The 15,564-nt window shown below is 74.8% G+C and carries 15 protein-coding genes; 6 read left to right on the forward strand and 9 right to left on the reverse strand.

All coding sequences use genetic code 11. The features are described from left to right. Positions 1-104: 104 nt before the first annotated feature. Positions 105-1,373, forward strand: a complete 1,269-nt coding sequence (locus tag KOV94_RS19760; RefSeq protein ID WP_124343393.1) for an ABC transporter substrate-binding protein — start codon at positions 105-107, stop codon at positions 1,371-1,373. Between the two features lie 66 nt (positions 1,374-1,439). Here KOV94_RS19760 and KOV94_RS19765 read toward each other — a convergent pair whose 3' ends face one another. From KOV94_RS19765 to KOV94_RS19775, 3 genes are read right to left on the reverse strand one after another with little or no spacing between them, the layout of a single operon-like run. Continuing rightward, positions 1,440-3,026, reverse strand: coding sequence for a long-chain-fatty-acid--CoA ligase (locus KOV94_RS19765; RefSeq protein WP_218052966.1), 1,587 nt, complete (start codon positions 3,024-3,026; stop codon positions 1,440-1,442). After that, positions 3,023-4,288, reverse strand: a complete 1,266-nt coding sequence (locus KOV94_RS19770; protein ID WP_218052967.1) for an acyl-CoA dehydrogenase family protein — start codon at positions 4,286-4,288, stop codon at positions 3,023-3,025. Before KOV94_RS19770 ends, KOV94_RS19765 begins: the two co-directional genes overlap by 4 nt. Continuing rightward, positions 4,288-5,418 carry a phosphotransferase family protein gene (locus KOV94_RS19775; protein WP_308160682.1) on the reverse strand — a complete coding sequence of 377 codons (1,131 nt, stop codon included), beginning with the start codon at positions 5,416-5,418 and terminating at the stop codon, positions 4,288-4,290. Before KOV94_RS19775 ends, KOV94_RS19770 begins: the two co-directional genes overlap by 1 nt. 113 nt (positions 5,419-5,531) lie before the next feature. On the opposite strand from KOV94_RS19775, the gene KOV94_RS19780 reads away from it, so the two are divergent. Then, positions 5,532-6,131 (forward strand): YdeI/OmpD-associated family protein, encoded by a 600-nt coding sequence (locus tag KOV94_RS19780; RefSeq protein ID WP_124343389.1) that lies wholly within the window; start codon positions 5,532-5,534, stop codon positions 6,129-6,131. 30 nt (positions 6,132-6,161) lie between these two features. Here KOV94_RS19780 and KOV94_RS19785 read toward each other — a convergent pair whose 3' ends face one another. Further along, positions 6,162-6,626: an acyl-CoA thioesterase gene (locus KOV94_RS19785; RefSeq protein WP_124343388.1), complete on the reverse strand. Its 465-nt coding sequence runs from the start codon at positions 6,624-6,626 to the stop codon at positions 6,162-6,164. Continuing rightward, positions 6,623-7,327, reverse strand: coding sequence for a QsdR family transcriptional regulator (locus tag KOV94_RS19790; protein WP_218052969.1), 705 nt, complete (start codon positions 7,325-7,327; stop codon positions 6,623-6,625). The genes KOV94_RS19785 and KOV94_RS19790 overlap by 4 nt, the downstream gene beginning before the upstream one ends. 89 nt (positions 7,328-7,416) lie before the next feature. On the opposite strand from KOV94_RS19790, the gene KOV94_RS19795 reads away from it, so the two are divergent. Next, positions 7,417-8,613: an acyl-CoA dehydrogenase family protein gene (locus KOV94_RS19795; protein WP_218052970.1), complete on the forward strand. Its 1,197-nt coding sequence runs from the start codon at positions 7,417-7,419 to the stop codon at positions 8,611-8,613. Positions 8,614-8,694: 81 nt separating this feature from the next. Continuing rightward, positions 8,695-9,918: an acetyl-CoA C-acetyltransferase gene (locus KOV94_RS19800; RefSeq protein ID WP_218052971.1), complete on the forward strand. Its 1,224-nt coding sequence runs from the start codon at positions 8,695-8,697 to the stop codon at positions 9,916-9,918. Between the two features lie 126 nt (positions 9,919-10,044). Here KOV94_RS19800 and KOV94_RS19805 read toward each other — a convergent pair whose 3' ends face one another. From KOV94_RS19805 to KOV94_RS19815, 3 genes are read right to left on the reverse strand one after another with little or no spacing between them, the layout of a single operon-like run. Then, positions 10,045-10,500, reverse strand: coding sequence for a MaoC family dehydratase (locus KOV94_RS19805; protein ID WP_218052972.1), 456 nt, complete (start codon positions 10,498-10,500; stop codon positions 10,045-10,047). Next, on the reverse strand, positions 10,497-11,252 hold the full coding sequence (gene fabG, locus KOV94_RS19810; protein WP_218052973.1) for a 3-oxoacyl-ACP reductase FabG: 756 nt from the start codon (positions 11,250-11,252) through the stop codon (positions 10,497-10,499). Before fabG ends, KOV94_RS19805 begins: the two co-directional genes overlap by 4 nt. Then, positions 11,249-12,367: a zinc-binding dehydrogenase gene (locus KOV94_RS19815; protein WP_218052974.1), complete on the reverse strand. Its 1,119-nt coding sequence runs from the start codon at positions 12,365-12,367 to the stop codon at positions 11,249-11,251. The genes fabG and KOV94_RS19815 overlap by 4 nt, the downstream gene beginning before the upstream one ends. 187 nt (positions 12,368-12,554) lie before the next feature. On the opposite strand from KOV94_RS19815, the gene KOV94_RS19820 reads away from it, so the two are divergent. After that, positions 12,555-13,379: an alpha/beta fold hydrolase gene (locus KOV94_RS19820; protein ID WP_218052975.1), complete on the forward strand. Its 825-nt coding sequence runs from the start codon at positions 12,555-12,557 to the stop codon at positions 13,377-13,379. 27 nt (positions 13,380-13,406) lie between these two features. Here KOV94_RS19820 and KOV94_RS19825 read toward each other — a convergent pair whose 3' ends face one another. Continuing rightward, positions 13,407-14,174, reverse strand: coding sequence for a glycoside hydrolase family 16 protein (locus tag KOV94_RS19825; RefSeq protein ID WP_218052976.1), 768 nt, complete (start codon positions 14,172-14,174; stop codon positions 13,407-13,409). A gap of 119 nt (positions 14,175-14,293) precedes the next feature. On the opposite strand from KOV94_RS19825, the gene KOV94_RS19830 reads away from it, so the two are divergent. Further along, on the forward strand, positions 14,294-15,520 hold the full coding sequence (locus KOV94_RS19830) for a TadA family conjugal transfer-associated ATPase (RefSeq protein ID WP_124343379.1): 1,227 nt from the start codon (positions 14,294-14,296) through the stop codon (positions 15,518-15,520). Positions 15,521-15,564: the final 44 nt, after the last annotated feature.

Consider the following 15,564-nt stretch of genomic DNA (forward strand, 5'->3'; position numbering starts at 1 on the left):
CGGCCGAGCCGGCGCCGCCCCCGAAGCCCCCGGCCCGACCTCGCCGCCGCGTGAGGACGTCACCGCCGGGTCACCCCTGTCCGGATCCGAAAGCGAGGCCTGACATGCCGCTCCGCACGCGCCCGCGCCCCCTCGCCGTCGTGAGCGCCGGTGCGCTCGCGGCGACGCTCGCGGGGTGCAGCACCCCCGAGCCCAGCCCCGGCGTCACCGACGACACCGTGACCGTCGGCACGCACACGCCCCTGACCGGCCCGGCCGCCGCCGGGTACTCGTCCATCTCGAAGGCCGTCTCGGCGTACTTCGACCACGTCAACGCCCAGGGCGGCATCCACGGGCGGACGATCGAGTACGTCGTCAAGGACGACGGCTACAACCCCGCGACGACCCAGACCGTCGTGCGCGAGCTCGTCCAGGAGGACGGGGTGTTCGCGATCCTCAACGGCCTCGGCACCCCGACCCACGCGTCCGTGCTCGACTACCTCAACGAGAACGAGGTGCCCGACCTGTTCGTCGCGTCGGGCGCGCTGCTGTGGGACGACCCCGAGCAGCACCCGTGGACGTTCGCCTTCAACGTCGACTACACGACCGAGGCCAAGGCGCTCGCGCAGTACGCGCTCGACGAGGGCGGCGACGACGCCGTCTTCTGCGTGCTCGGGCAGGACGACGACTACGGCGAGGACTTCGTCGCCGGCCTGGAGGCGGTGCTCGGGGCCGACGCGCTCGCCGTGAGCGAGACGTACGCGGTGTCCGACCAGGACGTCACCGCGCAGGTCGGGGCCATGCAGGCGGCGGGCTGCACGCACAACTTCCTCGCGACCGTGAACGGCTTCACCGCCCGGACGGTCGGGACCGCCGCCCAGATGCGCTACCCGGCGCAGTGGCTCGCGTCGTCGTCGGGCGGCGACTACCCGACGCTCGCCGGCTACCTCGGCGAGGACGTCGCCGCCGCGGTGCTCGAGGGCTTCGTCAGCGCGAACTACCTGCCGTTCAGCCCGGACAGCGACTGGGTCGCGCTGTTCCGCGAGATCAACGACGAGTACAACGGCGGCGAGCCGTTCACCGGCAACACCGTCTACGGCATGTCCGTGGCCTACACGTTCGCCCAGGCCCTCGCGGCGGCGGGGGAGGACCCGACGCGCGAGAGCCTCGTCGAGGCGCTCGAGAGCGGCGACGTCAGCGGCAACGGGATCATGCCGCTCGCCTTCTCGGCCGACAGCCATCGGTCGTTCGGCGGCGTCGGCATCACCGTCGTGAACGACGGGGTGCAGGACTACGTCGGGACCGCGTTCACCACCGACGCCGGCGACGGACCGGTCGAGCCGTACGACGGCGCGGCCCCGGCGCCGGAGGACGAGGGCGTCCCGACCACCTGACGCGACGCGCCCACGACCGAGGGCGGGCGGCCCCGACCGGGTCGCCCGCCCTCCGTGCGTCGACCGTCAGGACAGGTCGGCCGGTGCGGGCGCGTACTCGGCCACGAGCTCGCGCTTGAGGATCTTGCCGCTGCCGCCCGTGGGCAGCACCTCGCGGACGTGCACGACGCGCGGGTACTTGTACGCGGCGATGCGGTCCCGCACGAAGGCGACGAGCTCGTCGGGCGCCGCGGTCGCTCCAGGCTCCAGGACGACGGCCGCGTGCACCTCCTGCCCGCGCACCGCGTCGGGCACGCCGAACACGGCGGCGAGGGCGACCGCGGGGTGCCGTACCAGGACGGACTCGACCTCGCTCGGGTACACGTTGTAGCCCGACCGCACGATCATGTCCTTCGTCCGGTCGACGATCGTGAGGACACCGTCCTCGTCGAGAGTGCCGAGGTCGCCCGTGCGGAACCACCCGTCGACCACCGCCTCGGCCGACGCCTCCGGGTTGCCGAGGTACCCCTTGAACAGGTTGTGGCCGCGCACGACGACCTCGCCCAGCTGACCGGTGCCGAGCAGCTCGATCCGGTCGGCCACCCACGGGTCCGCGATCTCGACGTCGACGCCCCACAGCGGACGGCCGACGGTGCCCGGCCGCGGCCGCTCGCCGACCTCGTTGAACGACACGGTCGGCGCGGTCTCCGTCAGGCCGTAGCCCTCGTGCACCGGCGCCCCGAACGTCGCCTCGAACGCCTCGAGCAACGCGACCGGCAGCGCGGCGCCGCCCGAGACGGCGAACCGCAGGGGCGGACGGTCGGTCGTGCGCGCGGCGGCCTGGACCAGCCCGACGTACATCGTCGGGACGGCCGTGAAGACCGTCGCGCCGTGCCGCGTCATCGCGGCGAGCGCCTCGTCGGGGTCGAACCGGGGGAGGAGGACCACCGACGCGCCGCGCCGGAACGCGGTGTTGAGCACCGACGACTGGCCGAACGTGTGGAAGAAGGGCAGGCCGCCGAAGATCACGTCGTCGGCGCGGATGTCGCACGTGTCGATCAGCGTCACGTGCACCTGCTCGATCAGCGCGAGGTGGCTCGAGACCGCGCCCTTCGGCCGTCCCGTCGTCCCGCTCGTGTAGAGGATCGTCGCGGGGTGCAGCGGGTTGACCGACGCGTAGGTGCGCAGCGGCGTCGCCGCAGCGGCCTCGTCCTCCAGGCGTGGCGCGGGGACGTCGACGCCGTCGGGCACGAGCACGGTGACCGTCGGGACGCCCGCCGCGGCGGCCGCGGGCAGCGACTCGCCCAGCAGCGGTGCGGCCGCGACCAGCAGCCGGGCGCCGCTGTCCCGCAGGACGAACTCGATCTCGCCCGCCTTGAACAGCAGGTGGACCGGCACGACCACCGCCCCGAGCGACAGCACCGCGTGGTAGACGCGCGCGAAGTCGGGGACGTTCGGCACGTGCACCGCGACCCGGTCGCCCGGCCCGACGCCGCGGTCCCGCAGCGCGCCCGCGTACGCGAGCGTCTGCTGCCACAGCGGCCCGTACGCGACGGTGCGGTCGCCGATGTGGAACGCGGTGCGGTCGGGGTGGCGGCGGGCGGTCTCGGCGAGGATCGCGGCGACGGACATCGTGCCGTAGCCCTCTCCGTCGAGGGCGGGGTCGGTCGTCATCGGTGGCTCCCTTCGTGATGTGCGGAGGTGCTCAGGTCGGTGCCGGGTGGCGGGGAGGTGCGGGGGCGCAGCTCGGCGCGGCCGAGCGCCGCGAGGTGCACCTCGTCGGGGCCGTCGGCCAGACGCAGGGCGCGCGCGGCGGCGAACATCCCGGCGAGCGGCGTGTCGCCCGACAGCCCCGCGGCGCCGAACAGCTGGATCGCGCGGTCGAGGATGCGCTCGACGGACGACGGCACGGCGACCTTGATCGCCTGGATCTCCCGCATCGCGGCCCGGTTGCCGACGGAGTCCATGAGCCAGGCCGTCTTGAGCACGAGCAGCCGGAGCGCCTCGACGTCGACCCGGGACCGCGCGACCCACTCGCGCACGACGCCGCGCTCGGCCAGCGGTCCGGCCGACGTGCGGCGCGTCGTGGCCCGGTCGCGTACGAGGTCGAGCGCCCGCTCCGCCATGCCGAGTGCGCGCATGCAGTGGTGCACGCGGCCCGGGCCGAGCCGGGCCTGGGCGATCGCGAACCCGTCGCCGGGTCCGCCCAGCAGGGCGTCGGCGGGGACGCGCACGTCGTCGAGCTCGACCTCGGCGTGCCCGCCGTGGTCGCGGTCGTCGTAGCCGAGCACGGTGAGCGGCCGCACGACGCGCACGCCCGAGGCGTCCCGGGGGACCAGGACCATGCTCTGCTGCCGGTGCCGCGGACCGTCGGGGTCCGTGCGTCCCATGACGACGAGCAGCGCGGCCTCGGGGTTCATCGCGCCCGTCGACCACCACTTGCGGCCGCTGACCACCCAGTCCGGGCCGTCGCGGCGGATGCGCGTGCGGATCGTCGTGGCGTCCGACGACGCGACGTCGGGCTCGGTCATGCAGAACGCCGACCGGATCTCGGCGCGGAGCAGGGGGCGCAGCCAGCGGTCCCGCTGCGCGTCGGTGCCGAACGCGGCGAGCAGCTCCATGTTGCCCGTGTCGGGGGCGGCGCAGTTCATCGCGACGGGGGCGAGCCGCGGGCTGCGGCCGGTGAGCTCGGCGACGGGCGCGTACTGGAGCGTCGTGAGGCCGCCGCCGTGCGGGCCGGGCAGGAACAGGTTCCACAGGCCCTTCGCGCGGGCCTCGGCCTGGAGCTCGCGCACCACCGGGCGGGTGCCCCAGTCGTCGGGCGTCGTGGCGACCTGCGCGTCGAGCACCGGCTCCGCGGGCAGCACGTGGTCGTCGAGGAACGCCTGCGCACGGGCGGTCACGTCCCGCGTGCGGGCGTCGGGGGCGAAGTCCATCAGGCCTCCTCGGCTCGGGTGCGGACCGTGGTGCTGCGTACCGTGCCCGCGCGGTCGGCGAGCCGGGCGAGGCCCTCGCGGGCGAGCGGCGCCACGAGGTCGCCGACGCGCTCGAACCCCGCACCGACCGTCCCGCCGGCGCGGAACCGGAGGTGCACGCCCTCGAGGATCACCGCGAGCTTGTAGGCCGCGAACGCGCGGTACCAGGCGAGGTCGGGCGGCGGCGCGCCGAGCCGGGCCGCGTAGGCGTCGACGAGCTCGGCGAAGTCCGGGTACCCGGCGGCCGGGTCGACCGCGGTGACGGTGTGGTCGTCGTCCGCGACGCGCGCGAGCTCCCAGTAGAGGCCGAGCATGCCGAGGTCGACGGCCGCGTCGCCGAGCGTCGCCATCTCCCAGTCGAGGATGGCGGCGACGTGCGGCGGCCCGGACACCCCGTCCGCGCTCGCGCTCGCCTCGGCCCGCGACCGGGCGACGAGCGCGTTGTCGAGCCGGTAGTCGCCGTGCACGAGCGCGGGCCGCCACGTGGTCGGCACGTCGGCGCGCAGCCGCTCCTGCAGGTCGTCGAGCGCGGGGACGTCGCGCGAGCGGGAGCCGTCGAGCTGTACGCCCCACCGGTGCACCTGGCGGTCGAGGAACCCGTCCGGCCGGCCGAGGTCGGCGAGGCCGACGTCGTGCGGGTCGACGGCGTGCAGCGCCGCGAGCAGCGCGGCGAGCTCCAGGCTCAGGGCGCGCAGGTCGTCGGGGGACCAGCGGGCGTTCTGCTCGGGGGCCGCGAGCGCCTCGCCGTCGACGCGGGCCATGAGGAAGAACGGGGTCCCGGTGCCCGCGGCGCCGTCGGTGTCGTCGACGAGCGCGTACGTCGTCGGGACGGGGACGCGGGTGGGCCCGAGCGCGGACAGGACGCGGTGCTCGCGCGCCATGTCGTGCGCGGTGGCCTGCACGTGGCGCAGCGGCGGCCGCCGCAGGACGAGCGGCACGCGGGCGCCGTCGACCCGGTAGGTGAGGTTGCTGCGGCCGCCCGCGAGCAGCTCGGCCTGCAGCGGGGTGTCGTCGACGAGGTCCGGGCGGTGCGCGTGCAGCCACGCGTCGAGGCGGGCGACGTCCAGCCCGGGCAGTGTGCGGTCGTGCACGGGCGGCCTCCGCGCGTCGGGCCGGGCGCCGGTGCCCGGGTTCGTCGCGAGCATACCGCGCGGTCGGTATGTGGTGTCGACCCGCCGTCGGCGGCGGGCCCTACGCTGCCGTCATGTCGATGGACCACACCGGCGCGATGCACTTCGAGAGCGGGGCGGCCTTCGAGGCCTGGCTCGACGAGAACGGCGCGACCGCGACCCACGTCTGGGTGCGGATGGCCAAGAAGGGCAGCGGCGTCGCGTCCGTCGACTGGAACGCGGCCGTGGACGTCGCGCTCTGCTTCGGCTGGATCGACGGCATCGCGCGGCGGCTCGACGACGACTGGTACGTGCAGCGGTTCACCCCGCGCCGCGCGAGGAGCGTCTGGTCGAAGATCAACCGCGACCGCGTCGAGCGGCTCACCGCCGAGGGCCGCATGCGCCCCGCCGGCGTGGCGGAGGTGGACCGGGCCAAGGCGGACGGCCGCTGGGACGCCGCGTACGACGGGCCGGCCACCGCCGTCGTCCCCGACGACCTCGCCGCGGCCCTGGCCGCGCGCGGACTGGCCGACGTGTTCGCCGCCCTGGACGGCCGCAACCGGTTCGCCTTCCTCCACCGCGTGCAGACCGCGGTGCGACCCGAGACCCGCGCCCGGCGGATCGAGCGGCTCACCGACGACCTCGCGCAGGGCAGGACGCCGTACCCGGCGGCCACGAAAGGGCCGCGCACCTAGGCGGCCGCGGCGCGGTACCGCACCCCGCCGTCAGGCGTCGCGCACCCGGGGGTCGTGCTGCGCGGTGTCGTCCGCGTCCCCGCCGGCGACGGCGACGAGGTCGCGCTCGATCGCCGCGCGCAGGTCGTCCGGCACGGGCGCCGGTCGACGCGTCACGCGGTCGACCCACACGTGCACGAACCGCCCGGTCGCGAAGGGCTCGTCGGTGCCGGGACGCAGGATCCCGAGCTCCCACGTCACGCTCGTCGTGCCGAGCCGTCCCGCGCGCAGGCCGACCTCCCACGGCTCGGGGAACGACGACGACGCGCGGAACTCGCACGACGACGAGACGCACACGGCGATGCGCTCGCCGGCGAGCGGGTCGAGCCCGGCGCCGAGCAGCCAGACGTTGATCGTCGTGTCCATCGCCTCGTAGTAGACGGCGTTGTTGACGTGCCCGTACTGGTCGTTGTCGTTCCAGCGGGTCGCGAACGGCGCGCGGTGCGGGTACGTCATGACGACGCCCCCGGGCGCAGCACGACGTCGAACGCGGCGCGGGCGCGCGCGGCGCTCGGGGTGTCGCCCGAGATGAGGTCGGCGTAGGTGAACGACTCGCTCACGCGCACGAGCACGAACGCGAGGTCGTTCGCGTCGATGGCCCGGTCGAACGGGTGCTCGCCGAGCTCGGCGAGCACGAGCACGCGCACCGTGGCGACGTAGCGCCGGTGGATCTCGCTCTCGTTGGTCGTGAGCAGCCGCAGGGCGCGGGCGGGCTCGCGGCGCAGGAACGCCCGGAAGTAGGGGGCGCGGATGAGGTCGGACGCGAAGCTCGTGAGCACCGCGGCGACGCGGTCGGGGCCGGTGCGGCCCGCGGCGGCGTCCTCGGCCTGCTGGAGCGTCGGGACGGCGAGCGACCACAGCACCTCCGACAGGAGCGCGTCGCGGTTGCCGACCCAGCGGAACAGCGAGGTCCGGTCGATGCCGAGGCGGCCGGCGAGGCGGCCCATGTCGATGCGCTCGCCGTCGATGAACTGCTCGCGGGCCATCCGGAACGCGCGCACGGCATCGGGGTGCTCGCCGGACTCGAGGCGCTCCGAGAGCCACGACGGCGCGGCGGTGGTGCCGACCGCGGCGAGCGAGCCGGGGTGTGGCGTGCGGTGCGCCGCCGCGGCGGCGCCCGTGCCCGGGGTGGGGGACGGGTCGGTCGGATCCGGCATGCGCCGACTCTAGACCCGGGTGCTCCTCGTGGTGCAACATTCTCGAAGATGTTGCACGCGCCGGTCGACGACGATCAGGGAGACGCACCATGACGACCACCGACACCCCCGTCCACGCCCCGCTCGCCGCCGACTTCTACGGCTTCCAGGAGGCGCTCACCCCCGCCGAGCACGACGCCTCAGCGCGCCTGCGCGACTTCATGGAGCGCGAGGTCCGGCCCATCGCCCTCGACTACTGGGACCGCGCCGAGTTCCCGCACCAGATCGTCCCCGGCCTCGCCGAGTGCGGGATGTTCGGCGCGATGTGGCCCGAGACCTCGCGGTTCGAGAACTCCGCCGTGTGGCGTGGCTGGGCCGCGCTCGAGCTCGCCCGCGTCGACCCGTCGACCGCGACCTTCGTCGGCGTGCAGAGCGGCCTGACGATGAGCTCGATCGCGCTCGGCGGGTCGCCCGAGCAGCGCGCGCAGTGGCTCCCGCCGATGGGCCGCGGCGAGCTCCTGGGCGCGTTCGGCCTGACCGAGCCGCTGTCCGGGTCCGACGCGTCCAAGGGGCTGCGTACGACCGCCGAGCGCCGCGGCGACACCTGGGTGCTCAACGGCGCCAAGCGGTGGATCGGCAACGCCACGTTCGCCGACGTCGTCGTGATCTGGGCCCGCGACACCGCCGACGGCCAGGTCAAGGGCTTCCTCGTCCGCCGCGGCACGCCCGGCTTCACGGCGAGCAAGATCGAGCGCAAGCAGGCGCTGCGCATCGTGCAGAACGCGGACATCACGCTCGACGGCGTGGTCGTCGACGAGGCGGACCGCCTGCCGAACATCCACGCGTTCCGCGACGTCGCCGTCGTGCTGCGGCTCACCCGCGCCGAGGTCGCCTGGCAGGCCGTCGGCGTCGCCGTCGGCGCGTTCGAGGCCACCGTCGCCTACGTCGGTCAGCGCGAGCAGTTCGGCCGGCCGCTCGCGTCGTTCCAGCTCGTCCAGGACCGGCTCGCGCAGTGCCTCGGCAACATCACCGCGTCGATCGCGCTGTGCCTGCAGACCTCCCGGATGCAGGACGCGGACCGGCTCGGCGACGAGCACGCCGCGCTCGCCAAGGGCTTCGCGACCTCCCGGATGCGCGAGACCGTCGCGTGGTGCCGCGAGCTGCTCGGCGGCAACGGCATCCAGCTCGACCACGGCGTCGCCAAGTTCTTCGCCGACGCCGAGGCCGTCTACTCGTTCGAGGGCACGCGCGACATGAACAACCTCATCGTCGGCCGCGCCATCACCGGCATCTCGGCGTTCGTCTGAGCCGCCCGCGGCCCCCGCCGCGTCCCGTCCGGCGTCCGCGCCGGGCGACGTCCCGATCCGCACCGCACCAGGAGGTCCGCCGTGCCCGAGGCATTCGTCGTCGCCGCCGCCCGCTCGCCGATCGGCCGCGCGTTCAAGGGGTCGCTCACCGGGCTGCGGGCCGACGACCTCACCGCCCAGACCGTCCGCGCCGCGCTCGCGCAGGTGCCCACGCTCGACCCCGGCCTCGTGGAGGACCTCCTCCTGGGCTGCGGGCTGCCGGGCGGCGAGCAGGGCATGAACATGGCCCGTGTCGTCGCCGTGCTGTCCGGGCTCGACGAGACCGCCGGCACGACCGTCAACCGGTACTGCGCGTCGTCGCTGCAGACCACCCGTGCCGCGTTCCACGCGATCAAGGCGGGCGAGGGCGACGTCTTCGTGTCCGCCGGGGTCGAGGTCGTCAGCCGCACCGCGCGCGGCTCGTCCGACCACATCCCCGGCGAGGACGTCACGAACCCGCGGTTCGCCGACGCGGTCGCCCGCACGGCCCAGGCCGCCGCGGGCGGGACGACGTGGCACGACCCGCGCGACGACGGCGGTCTCCCCGACGTCTACGTCGCCATGGGCCAGACCGCCGAGAACGTCGCGCAGCTCACCGGCACCGGGCGCCGCGAGCAGGACGAGTACGCCGCGCTGTCGCAGAACCGCGCCGAGGCCGCGATCGCGTCCGGCTTCTGGGCGCGCGACATCACGCCGGTGACCCTGCCCGACGGGACCGTGGTGTCGGCCGACGACGGACCGCGCCCGGGCGTGACCGTCGAGGCGCTCGCGGCCCTGCCGCCCGTGTTCCGCCCCGACGGGACCGTCACGGCCGGCAACTGCTGCCCGCTCAACGACGGCGCCGCGGCGCTCGTGGTCGTGAGCGACCGGGTCGTGGAGCGCCTGGGCCTCACGCCGCTGGGACGCATCGTCTCGACCGGGGTGAGCGCGCTGTCGCCCGAGATCATGGGCCTCGGGCCCGTCGAGGCCAGCCGGCGCGCGCTCGACCACGCCGGGCTCACGATCGACCAGATGGACCTCGTCGAGCTCAACGAGGCGTTCGCCGCGCAGGTGCTGCCGTCCGCGAAGGCGATCGGCGTCGACCTCGAGCGGCTCAACGTGCACGGCGGGGCCATCGCCGTCGGTCACCCGTTCGGCATGACGGGCGCCCGGCTCACCACGACGCTCCTGCACGGGCTCGCCGCGACCGACGGGCGCTACGGGCTGGAGACGATGTGCGTCGGTGGCGGCCAGGGCATGGCGATGGTCGTGGAGCGCACGTCCTGACGCTCGCGCTCCGGGATGACGTGCGCGCGCGTCGCCCGACGGCCGATCCCCTGCCCGACGACGACGCCCGCCGCGCGGTCCGCGAGGACCGGCGACGGGCGTCGAGCCGCCGTCGTGCGCGGCGCGTCAGGACGGGACGTAGAGCGCGATCGTCGCCGCGACGAGCGCGGGCCGGTCCGCCCCGTCGACCTCGACGACGACCTCGCTGCCCACCCGGACGCCCTGCGGTGTGACCTCGGCGGACCGGATGGTCGTCGTCGCGCGGACGCTCGACCCCGCGGTGACCGGCGTCAGGAAGCGGACGCGGTCGAGCCCGTAGTTCACGACCGCGGACGTGCCGCCCACGTCGAGCAGTCCCTCGGTCAGCGCGGGGAGGAGCGCGAGCGTGAGGAAGCCGTGCGCGACGGTCGCCCCGAACGGCCCGTCCGCGGCGCGCCTCGGGTCGACGTGGATCCACTGGTGGTCGTCGGTCGCGTCGGCGAACAGGTCGATGCGGCGCTGGTCGACCGTCCGCCAGGGGCCGGTCGCGGTCGTGCCGACGACGGACGCGAGGTCGGCGGGGGAGTCCACGGTGATCGTCATCCGCGCGGCCCTCCGGCGACGTAGAGCACCTGGCCGGACACGAACCCGGCCTCCTCGGACGCGAAGAACGACACCGCGGCGGCGATGTCGTCGGGCTGCCCGACGCGTCGGACCGGGACGGCCTTGGCCTCGGCGGCGAGCAGCTCCTCGAACGGGACGCCGACCCGCTCCGCGACGGCCCGCGTCATCTCGGTCTCGACGAAGCCCGGGGCGACCGCGTTGACGGTGACGCCGAACGGCCCGAGCTCGATCGCGAGCGTCTTGGTGAACCCCTGCATGCCGGCCTTCGCGGCCGCGTAGTTGGCCTGCCCGCGGTTGCCGAGGGCCGACGTGCTCGACAGGTTGACGACGCGCCCCCAGCGCGCCTCGACCTGGTGCGCCTGGACGGCCCGGCTGACGAGGAACGCGCCGCGCAGGTGCACGCGCAGCACGTCGTCGAAGTCGGCGGTCGACATCTTGAACAGCAGGTTGTCCCGCAGGATCCCCGCGTTGTTCACGAGCACCGTGGGAGGACCGAGGGTCCGGGCGACGTGCGCGACGGCCTGCGCGACCGCGTCCTCGTCGCCCACGTCGGCGCCGACGGCCAGCGCGTCGCCCCCGTCGGCGCGGATCGCGGCGGCCGTCGTCTCGGCGTCCTCCTCGCGCAGGTCGAGGACGGCGACGCGGTGGCCGTCGCGGGCGAGCCGTCGGGCGGTCGCGGCGCCGATGCCGCGCGCGGCGCCGGTGACGAGGGCAGTTCTGGCGTCGGTCACGTGGGTGTCCTCTCGTCGAACGTGATGAGCTGGCGGAGCTCGCTGCCGGCGGCCAGCCGGTCCATCGCGAGGTCGAGGTCCGTGAGGGCGATGCGCGACGACACCAGCTCCTCGAGCGGGAGCCGGCCGGCGCGCCACAGGTCGACGTACACCGGGACGTCGCGTGCGGGCACGGAGGAGCCGAGGTAGGAGCCGACGACGGTGCGCGCCTCGGCGGTCAGCGTGAGCGGGCTGACGGATGCGCGGGCGGTCGGGGCGGGCAGCCCGACGGTGACCGTCGTGCCCCCGGGTGCGGTCGCGGCGAGGGCGGTCTCGAACGCGCGTGCCGAGCCCGCGGCCTCGACGACGACGGGCGCCCGGACCCCCGTCGCCGCCAGGTCGTCGGGCTGGACCGCGAGCGTGGCGCCGAGGCGGCGTGCCGTCGCGAGCTTCTCGGGGCGCGTGTCGACCGCGACGACCTCGTGCCCGAGCGCGACGGCGACGAGCAGCGCGGCCGTCCCGACACCGCCCAGGCCGACGACCGCGACGGCCTCGCCCGGCCGGGGGCGCCCGGCGTTGACGACCGCACCGCCGCCGGTGAGCACCGCGCACCCCAGCAGGGCCGCGACCTCGGGCGGCACGTCGGGGTCGACGCGGACGACCGACGTGCGGTCGACGACCGCGTGCGTCGCGAACGCCGAGACGCCGAGGTGGTGGTGCACGTCCTGCGTGCCGCGGTGCAGCCGGGACCCACCGCCGACGAGCGCGCCGGCGACGTTGGCCGCGGTCCCGACGCGGCACGGCAGGCGGCCGTCGGTCGCGCACTCGGGGCACGTGCCGCACCGGGGGAGGACCGTGAGCACCACGCGATCACCCTCCCGCAGGTCGTCCGCGCCGTCGCCCCGGGCCTCGACGACGCCCGCCGCCTCGTGGCCCAGGAGCATCGGGGTGGGCCGCACGCGGCTGCCGTCGACGACGGACAGGTCGGAGTGGCACAGGCCGGCGGCCTCGATGCGGACGAGGACCTCGCCGGGGCCGGGTGGGTCCAGGTCGACGGGCCCGACGCTGAAGGGGCGTGACGACGCGAACGGCGCGGGCGCACCCGACCGCTCCAGGACGGCACCGACGACCTGCACGAGCACACCTCCGTCGTCCGGGCCGCGGGCGATGCGGGAAACCGACTGGACGGTATGTACCGTAGCGGATCGTCCGCGTCGAGCGGAGCCGGACCGGCGCCCAGTTTTCATCTGGAAGCCCTTCCGCCGGGACGCCACCTGCGGCGATGCTGGCCAGGTCATTCCGGACGAATCGGGGGAGGCACGGATGGGCACCATCACCACGACCGACGGCGTCGAGATCTTCTACAAGGACTGGGGTTCGGGACAGCCGATCGTGTTCAGCCACGGCTGGCCGCTGTCGGCCGACGACTGGGACACGCAGCTCCTGTTCTTCCTCCACGAGGGCTACCGCGTGATCGCGCACGACCGTCGGGGCCACGGCCGGTCCTCGCAGGTCGCCGACGGGCACGACATGGACCACTACGCCGACGACCTCGCGGCGCTCACCGCGCACCTCGACCTGCACGACGCGGTGCACATCGGCCACTCGACCGGCGGCGGCGAGGTCGTCCGCTACCTCGGCCGGCACGGCGAGAGCCGCGTCGCCAAGGCCGTCCTCATCGCGGCCGTCCCGCCGCTCATGGTCCAGACCGACACGAACCCCGGCGGGCTGCCGAAGGCCGTCTTCGACGGGCTCCAGGCCGAGGTCGCCGCGCACCGCTCCGACTTCTACCGCGCGCTGCCGTCCGGCCCGTTCTACGGCTACAACCGGCCGGGCGCGGAGCCCTCCGAGGCGGTCATCGCCAACTGGTGGCGGCAGGGCATGCAGGGCAGCGCCAAGGCGCACTACGACGGGATCGTCGCGTTCTCGCAGACCGACTTCACCGACGACCTCAAGACGATCACCGTGCCCGTCCTGGTCCAGCACGGCGACGACGACCAGATCGTGCCCTACGCGAACTCCGGGCCGCTCAGCGCGGAGCTCCTGCAGAACGGCACGCTCAAGACGTACGAGGGCTTCCCGCACGGCATGCCGACGACGCACGCCGACGTCATCAACGCCGACATCCTGGAGTTCATCCGGTCCTGAGCGTCCGTCGTGCGCGGGTGGTCCGCCTCAGCCCGACCACCCGCGCACGCGGTCGACGACCAGCTCCGGCACGGTGTCGTCGCCGGGCGTCGGGCGGTCGGGGAAGTCGAACACGCCGATCATGAGCTGCAGCGGGTAGGTCGGCGGACCGTCGCAGCGGCGCACGACGGTGCCGTCGACGCTGAACGTCGCGTGCTCGTCCGTCCAGCGCACCGCGTACGTGTGCGGCTGCGCGACGTCGATCGCCAGTCGCGGTGCGGCGAAGTCCTCGCGGACGCCGGGGTCGCGGAACGCGTGCAGCCCCATGCCCACCGCCGCGGACTCGGCGGGGACGACGGCGTCGCCGAACACCTCCATGACGCAGATCTCGGCGCACCGCTCCGGGACGTCCTCGAGGCCGACCATCCACAGCGACACCATCGAGCGCGGCGACAGCACGGCACGCGCGCGCATCTCGACGTACCCCGGACCGGGCGTCCACCCGAGCAGCTCGTCCTGCTGCTCGCGCACGACGAGGCCCTCGCGGTACGGCTGCTGCCCGTCGGTGCTCCCGACCGGGCCCGAGCGGTTCGCGGACTGCACGGCCGAGACGCGCAGCGGCGGCTCGTGATCGCCCGCGCACCACAGCGGCTGGTCGCGCGCGATGCTCAGGCGGAGGCACGAGTCGCGCACCTCGTACGTCGCGGCGCTCTGCGCACGTGAGCTCCACGCGGGCAGGTAGTGCGGCGACCAGACCGAGCGGTCGAGGTCGTCGCCGTCGAAGTCGTCGTCGAACGTCGTCCGTGTGCCCGGCATGGCGTGATTCTCGCGTCGTCATGAGCGGTCGGCACCTGTGGACGACGCGCCCGCGGCAGCGCCACGGTGCCCTACCGTCTGACCCGGCCGAGAACGGACGAATCGGACAGGGGTGCGGCGTGGACGGTGTGGTGATCCTCGAGCGCGAGGTCCGCGAGCTCGTGCGCCGGCGCGGGATCGACCCCGTGCGCGACCCGAGCGGTGTCGCGACCCTCGTCGCCGACGCCATCGCGGACTACGACGAGCGGTCGCTGCGCGGGGCCGTCCCGCCGCTCGCCGACGCCGCCGCGGCGCACAAGGCGGTCGTCGACGCGGTCGCCGGGCTCGGGCCGCTGCAGAAGTACCTCGACGACCCGGAGGTCGAGGAGATCTGGGTCAACTCGCCGACGCAGGTGTTCGTCGCACGGCGCGGCGAGCCCGAGCTGACCACCACGATCCTCACCGACGGCCAGGTCCGGGACCTCGTCGAGCAGATGCTCAAGGTGTCCGGCCGCCGCCTCGACCTGTCCAGCCCGTTCGTCGACGCCTCGCTGCCGGGCGGCGAGCGTCTGCACGCCGTGATCCCGGACGTCACGCGGCGGCACTGGGCGGTCAACATCCGCAAGCACGTCGTCCGGGCGGGCACGCTCGACGACCTCGTCGGGCTCGGGTCGCTGACGCCGCACGCCGCCGCGTTCCTGCACGTGGCGGTGCGGGCGGGCCTCAACGTGCTCGTGTCGGGTGCGACGCAGGCCGGCAAGACGACGATGCTCAACGCCCTCGCCGGTGCCATCCCCGCGCGCGAGCGCGTCGTGACGTGCGAGGAGGTCTTCGAGCTGCGGCTCGCCGCGCGCGACTGGGTGGCGATGCAGTGCCGCCAGCCCAGTCTCGAGGGGACCGGCGAGATCCCGCTGCGGCGCCTCGTCAAGGAGGCGCTGCGCATGCGGCCGAGCCGCCTGATCGTGGGGGAGGTGCGCGAGGCGGAGGCGCTCGACCTGCTCATCGCGCTCAACGCGGGCGTGCCGGCCATGTGCACGATCCACGCCAACTCGGCGCGCGAGGCGCTCGTGAAGCTGTGCACGCTGCCGCTGCTCGCGGGGGAGAACGTGTCCGACCGGTTCGTCGTGCCGACCGTCGCGTCCGCCGTCGACCTCGTCGTGCACCTCGACCTCGACGGCGCCGGTCGTCGTGGGGTGCGCGAGGTCGTCGCCGTCCCGGGGCGCGTCGAGCAGGGCGTCGTCGAGACCGCCGACGTCTTCACGTCCCGCGGCGGGCACCTCGTGCGCGCCGACGGCTTCCCGCCGCACCCCGAGCGGTTCGCGCGGCTCGGCGTCGACCTGGCCGCGCTGCTGCGCGCCCGCGGCTGAGGCGTCTGCCCTGTGGACGCACGCGGCGACGCGAGGACGCGGTG

Source organism: Cellulomonas algicola (assembly GCF_019024305.1).
In the GTDB taxonomy this organism is placed as follows: domain Bacteria; phylum Actinomycetota; class Actinomycetes; order Actinomycetales; family Cellulomonadaceae; genus Cellulomonas; species Cellulomonas algicola.

Bases quoted from the DNA above. Each gene is read 5' to 3' on its own strand.
- KOV94_RS19795 (WP_218052970.1), top strand. From the start codon at position 7,417: ATGACGACCACCGACACCCCCGTCCACGCCCCGCTCGCCGCCGACTTC.
- KOV94_RS19770 (WP_218052967.1), bottom strand. From the start codon at position 4,288: ATGGACTTCGCCCCCGACGCCCGCACGCGGGACGTGACCGCCCGTGCG.
- KOV94_RS19760 (WP_124343393.1), top strand. From the start codon at position 105: ATGCCGCTCCGCACGCGCCCGCGCCCCCTCGCCGTCGTGAGCGCCGGT.
- KOV94_RS19765 (WP_218052966.1), bottom strand. From the start codon at position 3,026: ATGACGACCGACCCCGCCCTCGACGGAGAGGGCTACGGCACGATGTCC.
- KOV94_RS19780 (WP_124343389.1), top strand. From the start codon at position 5,532: ATGTCGATGGACCACACCGGCGCGATGCACTTCGAGAGCGGGGCGGCC.
- KOV94_RS19790 (WP_218052969.1), bottom strand. From the start codon at position 7,327: ATGCCGGATCCGACCGACCCGTCCCCCACCCCGGGCACGGGCGCCGCC.
- KOV94_RS19820 (WP_218052975.1), top strand. From the start codon at position 12,555: ATGGGCACCATCACCACGACCGACGGCGTCGAGATCTTCTACAAGGAC.
- KOV94_RS19825 (WP_218052976.1), bottom strand. From the start codon at position 14,174: ATGCCGGGCACACGGACGACGTTCGACGACGACTTCGACGGCGACGAC.
- KOV94_RS19805 (WP_218052972.1), bottom strand. From the start codon at position 10,500: ATGACGATCACCGTGGACTCCCCCGCCGACCTCGCGTCCGTCGTCGGC.
- KOV94_RS19785 (WP_124343388.1), bottom strand. From the start codon at position 6,626: ATGACGTACCCGCACCGCGCGCCGTTCGCGACCCGCTGGAACGACAAC.